This window comes from Escherichia sp. 93.0816, from assembly GCF_013368855.2.
Classification (GTDB): Bacteria; Pseudomonadota; Gammaproteobacteria; order Enterobacterales; family Enterobacteriaceae; genus Escherichia; species Escherichia ruysiae.
Genome location: NZ_JABWNC020000032.1, coordinates 19,689 through 30,771, shown reverse-complemented (window position 1 = coordinate 30,771; position 11,083 = coordinate 19,689). Strand labels below are relative to the sequence as shown.

Annotated in this window: 11 protein-coding genes; 3 read left to right on the top strand and 8 right to left on the bottom strand. The window is 53.9% G+C overall.

Going from position 1 to position 11,083, the window contains the following annotated elements; translation table 11 throughout:
- Positions 1-365: 365 nt before the first annotated feature.
- Both purH and purD read left to right on the top strand, forming a co-directional pair.
- Positions 366-1,955, top strand: coding sequence for a bifunctional phosphoribosylaminoimidazolecarboxamide formyltransferase/IMP cyclohydrolase (gene purH, locus HEM79_RS20910; protein ID WP_021551598.1), 1,590 nt, complete (start codon positions 366-368; stop codon positions 1,953-1,955).
- 11 nt (positions 1,956-1,966) lie between these two features.
- Positions 1,967-3,256: a phosphoribosylamine--glycine ligase gene (purD, locus tag HEM79_RS20905; RefSeq protein ID WP_176242065.1), complete on the top strand. Its 1,290-nt coding sequence runs from the start codon at positions 1,967-1,969 to the stop codon at positions 3,254-3,256.
- On the opposite strand, the gene zraR is transcribed toward purD, so the two are convergent.
- Positions 3,253-4,578: a sigma-54-dependent response regulator transcription factor ZraR gene (gene zraR / locus HEM79_RS20900; RefSeq protein WP_021551600.1), complete on the bottom strand. Its 1,326-nt coding sequence runs from the start codon at positions 4,576-4,578 to the stop codon at positions 3,253-3,255. The genes purD and zraR overlap by 4 nt on opposite strands.
- Positions 4,575-5,972: a two-component system sensor histidine kinase ZraS gene (gene zraS, locus HEM79_RS20895; protein WP_176242067.1), complete on the bottom strand. Its 1,398-nt coding sequence runs from the start codon at positions 5,970-5,972 to the stop codon at positions 4,575-4,577. Before zraS ends, zraR begins: the two co-directional genes overlap by 4 nt.
- 237 nt (positions 5,973-6,209) lie before the next feature.
- Here zraS and zraP point away from each other — a divergent pair, with 237 nt between their 5' ends.
- A complete protein-coding gene (gene zraP / locus HEM79_RS20890) occupies positions 6,210-6,632 on the top strand; it encodes a zinc resistance sensor/chaperone ZraP (RefSeq protein WP_176242069.1) in 423 nt (140 codons plus the stop codon).
- Position 6,633: 1 nt separating this feature from the next.
- Here zraP and HEM79_RS20885 read toward each other — a convergent pair whose 3' ends face one another.
- The 6 genes from HEM79_RS20885 to nudC form a co-directional block, all read right to left on the bottom strand.
- On the bottom strand, positions 6,634-7,329 hold the full coding sequence (locus tag HEM79_RS20885; protein ID WP_176242082.1) for a DUF1481 domain-containing protein: 696 nt from the start codon (positions 7,327-7,329) through the stop codon (positions 6,634-6,636).
- 12 nt (positions 7,330-7,341) lie between these two features.
- The gene (gene hupA, locus HEM79_RS20880; RefSeq protein WP_001044513.1) at positions 7,342-7,614 is read right to left on the bottom strand and encodes a nucleoid-associated protein HU-alpha; all 273 of its coding nucleotides are present in this window, start codon (positions 7,612-7,614) and stop codon (positions 7,342-7,344) included.
- A gap of 186 nt (positions 7,615-7,800) precedes the next feature.
- Positions 7,801-8,391 carry a YjaG family protein gene (locus HEM79_RS20875; RefSeq protein WP_000940106.1) on the bottom strand — a complete coding sequence of 197 codons (591 nt, stop codon included), beginning with the start codon at positions 8,389-8,391 and terminating at the stop codon, positions 7,801-7,803.
- Between the two features lie 42 nt (positions 8,392-8,433).
- Positions 8,434-9,105, bottom strand: a complete 672-nt coding sequence (gene nfi, locus HEM79_RS20870; protein WP_000362401.1) for a deoxyribonuclease V — start codon at positions 9,103-9,105, stop codon at positions 8,434-8,436.
- A 9-nt stretch (positions 9,106-9,114) separates the two neighbouring features.
- Positions 9,115-10,179: a uroporphyrinogen decarboxylase gene (gene hemE, locus HEM79_RS20865; RefSeq protein ID WP_176242070.1), complete on the bottom strand. Its 1,065-nt coding sequence runs from the start codon at positions 10,177-10,179 to the stop codon at positions 9,115-9,117.
- Between the two features lie 39 nt (positions 10,180-10,218).
- Positions 10,219-10,992, bottom strand: a complete 774-nt coding sequence (gene nudC / locus HEM79_RS20860; protein ID WP_176242071.1) for an NAD(+) diphosphatase — start codon at positions 10,990-10,992, stop codon at positions 10,219-10,221.
- Between the last annotated feature and the right edge of the window lie 91 nt (positions 10,993-11,083).

The following is an 11,083-nucleotide window of genomic DNA, read 5'->3' as shown; positions in this document are numbered from 1 at the left end:
GTTTGTGTGAAGTGATTCACATCCGCCGTGTCGATGGAGGCGCATTATAGGGAGTTCTCCTGAGGCCGCAATAGAAAAATTGCAAAAAAATGACTGACTGCTGCATTCCCCAGCAAATCCCCTATTTATACCTTTTTACGCACAGAGTTATCCACAATCATAAGTGTTATTTCTGTATTCCTGACCTGCTAACCACAATCGAAATGGTGCTCACCATCGAAACAAAAAAATTCGCGAGCGTTGCGCAAACGTTTTCGTTACAATGCGGGCGAAAAATAAAGATGCCCCGTTAGGGGCGTTAGCTGAGTTTTTCGCGAAAAATTCAGCTAACGCTCTCTGTAATAGTCAAATCCAGGGGATTTACCATGCAACAACGTCGTCCAGTCCGCCGCGCTCTGCTCAGTGTTTCTGACAAAGCAGGTATCGTCGAATTCGCTCAGGCACTTTCCGCACGCGGTGTGGAACTGCTATCTACAGGAGGCACTGCCCGACTGTTAGCAGAAAAGGGTCTGCCGGTGACCGAAGTTTCCGATTACACCGGTTTCCCGGAGATGATGGATGGACGTGTGAAGACTCTGCATCCGAAAGTACATGGTGGCATTCTGGGCCGTCGCGGCCAGGACGATGCCATTATGGAAGAACATCAGATCCAGCCTATCGATATGGTGGTTGTTAACCTGTATCCGTTCGCCCAGACCGTTGCCCGTGAAGGCTGCTCGCTGGAAGATGCGGTTGAGAACATCGATATCGGCGGCCCAACGATGGTGCGCTCCGCAGCGAAGAACCATAAAGATGTCGCAATCGTGGTCAAGAGCAGCGACTACGACGCCATTATTAAAGAGATGGATGCCAACGAAGGTTCGCTTCTGCTTGCAACCCGTTTCGACCTCGCTATCAAAGCCTTCGAGCACACCGCCGCTTACGACAGCATGATTGCCAACTACTTCGGCAGCATGGTTCCGGCCTATCACGGCGAAAGCAAAGAAGCTGCCGGTCGCTTCCCACGCACGCTGAACATGAACTTCATTAAGAAGCAGGATATGCGCTACGGCGAAAACAGCCATCAGCAGGCTGCCTTCTATATAGAAGAGAATGTAAAAGAAGCCTCCGTTGCCACTGCAACCCAGGTTCAGGGTAAAGCCCTCTCTTATAACAACATCGCCGATACCGATGCGGCGCTGGAGTGCGTGAAAGAGTTCGCCGAGCCGGCATGTGTGATTGTGAAGCACGCCAACCCTTGCGGCGTGGCTATCGGCAATTCCATTCTTGACGCTTACGATCGCGCGTATAAAACCGACCCAACCTCCGCATTCGGCGGCATTATCGCCTTTAACCGCGAGCTGGATGCTGAAACAGCACAGGCCATCATTTCTCGTCAGTTTGTCGAAGTAATTATTGCGCCGTCCGCCAGCGAAGAAGCCCTGAAAATCACCGCCGCCAAACAGAACGTTCGCGTCCTGACCTGCGGTCAGTGGGGCGAACGTATCCCGGGTCTTGATTTCAAACGCGTGAACGGCGGTCTGCTGGTTCAGGATCGCGATCTGGGCATGGTCGGTGCAGAAGAACTGCGCGTCGTCACCAAACGTCAGCCGACTGAACAGGAGCTGCGTGATGCGCTGTTCTGCTGGAAAGTGGCGAAGTTCGTGAAATCCAATGCCATCGTTTATGCCAAAAACAATATGACCATCGGGATTGGTGCAGGCCAGATGAGCCGCGTGTACTCCGCGAAAATCGCCGGCATTAAAGCTGCCGATGAAGGTCTGGAAGTCAAAGGTTCCTCGATGGCTTCTGACGCGTTCTTCCCTTTCCGTGACGGTATTGATGCTGCCGCCGCTGCCGGCGTGACCTGCGTAATCCAGCCTGGCGGTTCTATCCGTGATGACGAAGTGATTGCTGCCGCCGACGAGCACGGTATTGCAATGCTGTTCACCGATATGCGCCACTTCCGCCATTAATGGAGCGACAGATGAAAGTATTAGTCATTGGTAACGGCGGCCGCGAGCACGCGCTGGCCTGGAAAGCGGCGCAATCGCCGCTGGTTGAGACTGTTTTTGTTGCTCCGGGTAACGCTGGCACTGCGCTGGAGCCTGCACTGCAAAACGTCGCTATCGGCGTGACCGATATCCCGGCGCTGCTGGACTTCGCGCAAAACGAAAAGATCGATCTGACCATCGTCGGCCCGGAAGCGCCGCTGGTGAAAGGCGTGGTCGATACCTTCCGCGCCGCCGGGCTGAAAATCTTCGGCCCAACCGCAGGCGCCGCGCAACTGGAAGGCTCGAAAGCGTTTACCAAGGATTTCCTGGCTCGCCATAAGATCCCTACAGCGGAATACCAGAACTTCACCGAGATAGAGCCTGCGCTGGCATATCTGCGTGAGAAAGGCGCGCCAATCGTCATTAAAGCTGACGGTCTGGCCGCCGGTAAAGGCGTTATCGTCGCGATGACGCTGGAAGAAGCCGAAGCGGCTGTTCACGATATGCTGGCGGGCAACGCTTTTGGCGACGCAGGTCATCGCATTGTTATCGAGGAGTTCCTTGACGGCGAAGAAGCGAGCTTTATCGTAATGGTGGATGGTGAGCATGTGCTGCCGATGGCCACCAGCCAGGATCACAAACGCGTAGGCGATAAAGATACCGGGCCGAACACTGGCGGGATGGGCGCTTACTCCCCTGCGCCAGTGGTGACCGATGAAGTTCATCAGCGCACCATGGAACGTATCATCTGGCCAACCGTGAAAGGCATGGCGGCGGAAGGCAATACCTACACCGGTTTTCTCTATGCTGGTTTGATGATCGACAAACAGGGCAATCCGAAGGTTATCGAATTTAACTGCCGCTTTGGCGATCCAGAAACCCAGCCGATTATGCTGCGCATGAAGTCCGATCTGGTTGAGCTCTGCCTGGCAGCCTGTGAAGGCAAGCTGGACGAGAAAACATCCGAGTGGGATGAACGCGCTTCTCTCGGCGTGGTGATGGCTGCGGGTGGATATCCGGGCGATTATCGCACTGGCGATGTGATCCACGGCCTGCCGCTGGAAGAAGTCGAAGGCGGCAAAGTGTTCCACGCGGGCACGAAACTGGCGGATGACGAGCAGGTAGTAACCAGCGGCGGGCGCGTACTGTGCGTCACCGCGCTGGGTCATACCGTAGCAGAGGCGCAGAAACGCTCTTATGCCTTAATGACCGATATCCACTGGGACGACTGCTTCTGCCGGAAAGATATCGGCTGGCGCGCTATCGAACGCGAGCAGAACTAACGCGACAGTTTTGCTAATAGCGTTTTGCGCGTAATCCCTAACTGACGGGCGGCTTCGGTTTTGTTGCCGCCCGTTTTCTCCAGCGCCGCCAGAATCACCTCTTTTTCCACTTCCACCAGCGGCTGAATATCCTGACTTTGCGCCAGCGGGATCGGCGTACTGGCAATCGCCAGCGGCAGCTCGCGTTCGGAAATATATTCCCCGGTCAGCAGCACCACTGCCCGTTCTACCGCATTTTCCAGTTCGCGAATATTTCCCGGCCAGTCGTAGTGAATCAGCAGATCCATCGCCTGGGGCGTAAAGCCTTTTATCGCCTTGCGATTGCGTTCAGCAAATCGCTGCAGAAAATGGTCAGCCAGCAGGGGAATATCCTCCCGTCGTTGCCGCAGCGACGGTACTTCAATTGCCACCACGTTCAGGCGATAGTAGAGATCCTGGCGAAAACGCCCGGCCTTTACCTCAGCGGCAAGATCGCGATGGGTCGCTGCAATCAGCCGGACATCAACCGAGATGGTCTGGTTGCTGCCGACACGCTGAACTTCGCGCTCCTGAATCGCACGCAGCAGACGAACCTGCATCATCGGCGAGATATCGCCAATTTCATCGAGAAACAGCGTGCCGCCGTCCGCCTCAACAAAGCGCCCTTCACGCCGTTTGTCGGCGCCGGTAAATGCCCCTTTTTCGTGACCGAACAATTCAGATTCCAGTAAGGATTCATTGAGCGCCGCGCAGTTGAGCGTTACCAGCGGCTTTTCACTACGTGCACTGCTGGCATGAATCGCTCTGGCGACCAACTCTTTACCCGTACCGGAATCACCGTGGATAAGCACCGTGGCTTCCGATGGCGCGACAAGGGCGATTTCACTGAGCAGGTGTTGCATCGACTGGCTTTTACCGACCATACCGAACTGGCTGGCAGACACCGCAGGCGTTTCAGCGTCAACACTGTGCGTATGTGCGAGCGCCTTTTCCAGTGTCGCCTGCAGGTTATCGAAATCCAGCGGCTTGATGAGATAATCCAGCGCCCCAGTTTTCAGTGCCTCTACCGCCGTCTCGACGCTGGAGTAAGCGGTCATAATCAGTACAGGAATCGCCGGATTTAACGTTTTGATCTCTTTTAGCGTGGCGATGCCGTCCATCTCCGCCATTCGCACATCGCAAAGTACAAGATCAAAAACCTGTTCCCGCACCTGCGCCAGCGCCTGTTGCCCACTATTCGCCAGCGCGACGTTATAGCCCCAGCCGCGCAGCAATGCCTGCAAGATGGTGCAGTGGCTAATGTCATCATCCACCACCAGAATATCGATATTATCGTGCGTCATCCTTGTGGGTCCTTACGCGTAATATTGACCGGAAACCAGAGGGTGAACGTTGAGCCTTTCCCCTCCTGGCTTGCGACCTGAATTGTACCACCGTGTTGTTCAACAATATTATGCACGACCGCCAGCCCCAGTCCGGTGCCTTCGGCTTTGGTGGTGAAGTATGGGGTGAAGATGGCTTCAAGCTGATCCGCCGCAATTCCTTTACCGCTGTCGGTAACGCTGATTTTCACGCCAGCACCGCTTTCGCTGGCCGTCACGCTAATCACGCCATGCTGACCAATCGCCTGAATGGCATTGAGATAGAGATTCAACAAGATCTGGGTCAGTCGGTCCGGATCGGCCTGAATTTGCGGCAACGTGTCGTTGGCAGTAAAGCGTAACTGGATCTCCCGGCAGTTTGCATCCTGGCTTACCAGCTGTAATGAGTGGTTAATCAGCGTGTTGAGATCCACCGCCTGCAAAGCCAGATGCGTTGGCTTAACCAGTTCCAGCAGCTCGCTTACCACGCGGTTTAAACGGTCGGCTTCTTTCGCCATCACCTGCGCCAATTGATGCGCTTCTCCCCCTGCTGGCGCGCGTTCGGCAAAGTATTTTGCCAGCCCTTTAATTGAGGAAAGCGGGTTACGGATTTCGTGGGCGACGCCTGCCGCCAGATGCCCCAGCGCCACCAGCTTCTCTTTGCGCTTCATTTCATCCTGTAGAAGCTTGCGCGAGCGCAGATATCGGCGATACCAGAAGAATGACAACACGCTTGCCAGCAGTACCGTCGCCAGAGCGAAGAGGATAATCAGGGTGTTGCGCTTCTCCCCAATCTGGGTTGCAACCAGATCACTGGCATCAACAGCGATAAAAATAGCCTGTTGTGCTTCTGCCTGTGGCACAGCTTTTCCGTTACAGCGCGGCATATTGTGCATACCATGCCGCCAGGGAGCTGACATTGGCTGGAACAAACGATAGACCTCAAGCGCAGGCGCAGTTTCCGCTTTCTCAAGCAGTCGCCAGCGGGAGTTTTCCTCTGGCTTTAACTGCTGCATTTCATCTGGCGAATAGAGTGCACGCCCGACCATTTCGGGGTCACTGTGAAGAATGATGATGCCCTGGGCATCGGTGACAGCAAACCACAATACCCCCGGCTGGCCTGCCATCTCTTCCAGAAGTGCCTGCTGCTGAATATGGTGCATTCGCATCCCCATCCCTACGCGACTTCCCGACTCCAGAGCGCGAATAAGCACATTACCTTTTTCCAGTAATGCCTGGCGGTCGGCCTCGCTTGCCCGCCCATAATCGCGAATCACCGTCACTGCAAACAACCCCACCAGCCCAACAATGACCACGGGGAGGATCGCGCTTAACCATTTGGCTAAGGCGTCTTTAGAACGTTGCATAAAACGCATCTTCTTCTTTGCCTGTTCATCCCTTTTTGCCAGCAGAAATCATGCCATCTTTTATCAGCGTTGACCCTGCGCTGTAACACAAAGGCTTATGTTTCAATGAGTAAAAATGACTCGCTCCCCACTGCAAGCGAGTCATTTTTACTCGCTTATCATGCCAGATTGCCCGTCACATCAGCGTTTCGTCGTTGGCACGGAAGATGCAATACCCCAGGTAAGACAACCACTGGAGGATTAACCATGAAACGGAACACGAAAATTGCCCTGGTGATGATGGCGCTTTCAGCAATGGCGTTGGGATCGACATCTGCATTTGCTCACGGCGGACACGGTATGTGGCAGCAAAATGCCGCGCCTTTGACCAGCGAACAACAGACGGCGTGGCAGAAAATCCATAATGACTTTTACGCCCAAAGCAGCGCGCTGCAACAGCAACTGGTGACGAAGCGTTATGAATACAACGCTCTATTAGCCGCTAACCCACCGGATAGCAGCAAAATTAACGCGGTCGCCAAAGAGATGGAGAATTTGCGTCAGTCGTTAGATGAGTTGCGGGTGAAACGTGATATCGCGATGGCTGAAGCGGGTATTCCGCGCGGTGCCGGAATGGGCATGGGTTACGGCGGCTGCGGTGGTGGTCATATGGGTATGAGCCACTGGTAAACTAGAACGTTTTCTCGTTGGGTTGCCAGCGACAGAAATCAGAGTTTGCCACTAACAGTAATTGCGAACCTTCGGGCGCTTCCAGCCATGCCACGCTGACATCAACAGAAGAGCGGCTCTGGCGGCGCTCAATATGCGCTATCGCCTGCGAATCTAAATCAGGTTTAATGGTTTGCCCTTCGCAGGTAGTCACCGTCTGTTCCATCTCATGCCAGCGTCCCTGACGCAGCACCACTCTCCCCTGGCGTAAAGCATCGCTAATTTGGCGGATTTGGTCAGCACGATAACGGAATAAATCGATTTGGTCGTTAGAAAGCTGCTGCTTTTCCCCGTCGGATTCACGTTGCATAAAGCTCAGGTCACCGCGATCGTCAAAACGCGCGCGGATATTCACCGGCGGTTTGCTATAAACGTTGATATTGATAAGCGTGAGGTTATCGCCCTGCCAGCGATACTCTCGCGTCGTGGTATCGCCATTGCGCCACGGACTGAACACAGCAAGCAAATGCACATTATCGCCGCTGTCTTTTCGCCAGATACGTACCGCGCCCTGGTCTTCAGCAAAACCACTGGCGGTAAAGGGAGGAAGTGAAGAGTTGTGGCTACAGGCAGTGAGAAACAGAGCGCCCGCCAGCATCAATGATCGACGCCAGAAAGACAAAAGGGGTGAAACCACCCCTTCGTTAAAACTGTTCACTGCCACGCAATCTTACTTAACTGCGTCTTTCAGTGCCTTGCCAGAAACAAATGCCGGTACGTTAGCTGCGGCGATTTTGATTTCTTTACCGGTCTGCGGGTTGCGGCCAGTACGCTCAGCGCGGTGGTTCACTTTGAAGGTTCCGAAACCAACCAGTTGTACAGCATCGCCTTCTTTCAGAGACTCAGTAATTGCAGCCAGAGTGGACTCCAGAGCAGCTTTAGCCTGGGTTTTGGACAGTTCTGCTTTCTCTGCAATTACATCAATCAGTTGAGTCTTGTTCATAAGTTATCCTTACAATGTGTTTATCGCTTGCTAAGCATCGAGTGCGACGGAAATGCCAGAATAGCACTCTCCTGCATACACGCACCGATAGCCACTTTTTTTCGCCCCCCAAATGTAGACCAGACGGGGGGCGAAAGGGAAGACTCCAGGTACGACAAATCAGGCGTTAATTCACGTTTTCTGGTCTTATTGCTGAAAAATTATACCAATATTGCTCTCACCCGCCTCACGCAGGTCGGCCCTAAGGCCTTTTATCAGCTCAATGTCACGTTCTTCACACTCGGCTAAAAGTCGGAATATTTCCCACTGAATGTCCCATTCTTGCTCAACGGCTGGGTTTTCTTTCAGCTCTTCATCGCTCATTTCGCGACCAGCCTGAGTCATTTCCAGCATCGCAACGGTAGTGATGGAGGTCTTACTCACTTCCACCGCATGTTCGAGCGTTTCGCCACTCAAACGCGAATGAACCAGTTCACTTAACGCCACGCAGGCATCGATTGCCGGATAAACGCCGTACAGATCGAAATCGTCCGCTGAAGGAATCGCTTCCTCAAATTTCTCCAGTTGGCTGTCGAAATTCACTTTTGCGTCTTTGACGGTCAGTGTTTCCCAGATGAGATCGAGAATACGGCGGTAAATTTGCCCATCACCAAAACCGGTTTGCTGGCAGAACATAGCGTAATTAGGGTACATGCGTTCGCATAAGCAAGCCATGAAAGTGACATGCTGCCAGCTTTCCAGGCGCTCCAGACGCAGATGAATCGGGTTTTGTAACATGTTGAGTTCTCAAATACGGAAATTATCCGCAGTTTACCTGAATTAGGGCTGATTTGCTGTATAGCGCACAAATGCCGGACGTTCCGAGGCCACGGCATCCGCCCAGCGCGTTGGCTCCGGCAGACGATAGCCTTTCATGCAGCGTTGTACCCACGCCAGCGCGCTATCCACGCTGACCCGATGACCCGTAGCGATAAACAGCGGGTTGCACCGTGCTTTGCTGCGCCAGACCCAGGCCAACTGCTCGCCTTTATCCATCAGCGGCGCCAGCGCGCCCGGTTCGCTGGAGAGCGGTTCGAATTTACCGCAGAGCCGTTTTTTCGCCACGCCTATCGTTGGCACATCCACCAATAAGCCAAAATGGCTGGCGACACCAAGACGGCGAGGATGCGAGATCCCATGACCATCGACAAACACTAAATCCGGCTTTTGCGACAGCATCTCCCACGCTGCCAGCAGCGCAGGATATTCGCGGAAGGAGAGAAAACCAGGAATGTAAGGCATGGTGGTGGCAATGCGGGCCACTTTATACTCCACCAGCTCAAGCGAGGGGTATTTCAGCAGCACCATCGCCGCTCGCGTCACTTCTCCGCCCTGCTCAAACCCGACATCGGCTCCAGCGATCAGATCCGGTGGATCTTTATCAAGTCGATCCTCGCGGATCACAGAAGAAGCCAGTTCAAGTTGTTGTGTGCGTAATGACGCGAGATCCATAACCACTCCTTACTGATGATAAGGCGCAGACAGGCGATGCACTGCCTCCACAAACACGCCAGCATGTTCTGGCGGCACATCCTGATGAATGCCGTGACCAAGGTTAAAGACATGACCTTCGCCGTGACCGAAACCTGCAAGTATAGTCGCTACTTCATCTTCAATTCGGGCTGGCGGCGCGTACAGCATCGACGGGTCCATATTACCCTGCAACGCGACTTTATTACCCACGCGGCGGCGCGCATCGGCGATGTCGGTTGTCCAGTCCAGTCCCAGCGCATCGCAACCGGTTTCCGCCATGGCTTCCAGCCACTGTCCGCCACCTTTGGTAAACAGTGTTACTGGTACGCGGCGACCGTCGTTTTCACGCAATAAACCATCAACAATTTTATGCATGTAATAGAGCGAGAATTGTTGGTAGTCGCGCCCGGTAAGCACGCCGCCCCAGGTGTCAAAAATCATCACTGCCTGAGCACCGGCTTTAATCTGCGCATTCAGATACAAAGTGACGCTTTTCGCCAGTTTATCGAGCAGAGCATGCAGCGCCTGCGGATCGGCATACATCATTTTTTTGATCACGGTGAACGCTTTGCTGCTGCCGCCTTCCACCATGTAGGTCGCCAGCGTCCACGGGCTGCCGGAAAAACCAATCAGCGGCACGTCGCCTTTCAGTTCGCGACGAATGGTACGCACCGCGTTCATCACGTAACCCAGCTCATCTTCCGGGTCCGGAATTGGCAGTTTATCGACGTCGGCTTTGCAGGTGACTGGCGAGGTAAAACGCGGACCTTCTCCGGCTTCAAAATAGAGCCCTAATCCCATCGCGTCCGGAACGGTGAGGATATCGGAAAAGAGGATCGCCGCGTCCAGCGGATAGCGACGCAGCGGTTGCAAGGTCACTTCGCACGCCAGTTCGGCATTTTTGCACAGCGACATAAAATCGCCCGCCTGAGCGCGCGTGGCTTTATATTCTGGTAGATAGCGACCCGCCTGGCGCATCATCCATACTGGAGTGACATCAACGGGCTGGCGCAGCAGCGCCCGCAGATAACGATCGTTTTTAAGTTCGGTCATTTTGGCTATTCCTTAGTGCGTCAGACGGTCAGTGTATCATCACTCATACTCTGCCCGACACATCGCCACCGTATCTTCTATCAGACGGCGCGCCACGGTTCCAGGCGGTGGCAGTAAGGGTAAATCGTCGTAGCGATACCAGTTCGCCTCCAGCAGTTCTTTTGGGTCAATCACGATGTCGCCGCTGTCATAGTCCGCCATAAACGCAGTCATTAATGACTGAGGAAACGGCCACGGCTGAGAAGTCACGTAACGCAGGTTTTTGACTTTAATGCCACTCTCTTCCATTACTTCCCGCGCGACCGCCTGTTCGAGGGTTTCGCCCACTTCGACGAATCCGGCAAGTACCGTATGGACACCGTTACGATGGCGGGTATGCTGAGCGAGCAGGATCGAATCATTGCGGCGGATGGCAACGATAATGCAGGGGGCGATTTGCGGATAGTAACGCTCACGGCAGTGACTGCACAGCATCGCCCATTCTGTTTTGCTCGGGTACATTTCATGCCCGCAATACCCGCAGTATTTATGCGAGCGGTAAAACTCCGCCAGTTGCACGCCGCGTCCGGCTAGTTGAAACAACCCGACGTCCAGATCAATGACCTGGCGCACCGAGCCCATATCATGGCGACGCTGCTGTTGAACTAGCCAAACAGGTTCCCCCTGCCATTCGCCGATTTGTAGTGCGCGCTGACCCACAAGCTCGAAATTTGCCGCTTCGCCATATGGCAATTCTCCCTTCGGCAACCATAATTTTTGCTCATGACTGACGACCCACCAGCCGTGATCTAATTTTTCAATTATACGATCCATAGCTCTTGCACTACCTTTGCATCACTGGCATGTTTAACATGGTTTTTACATTTCTCACTGAGCAGTTTTTGAATACAAACTTGCGGAGTCA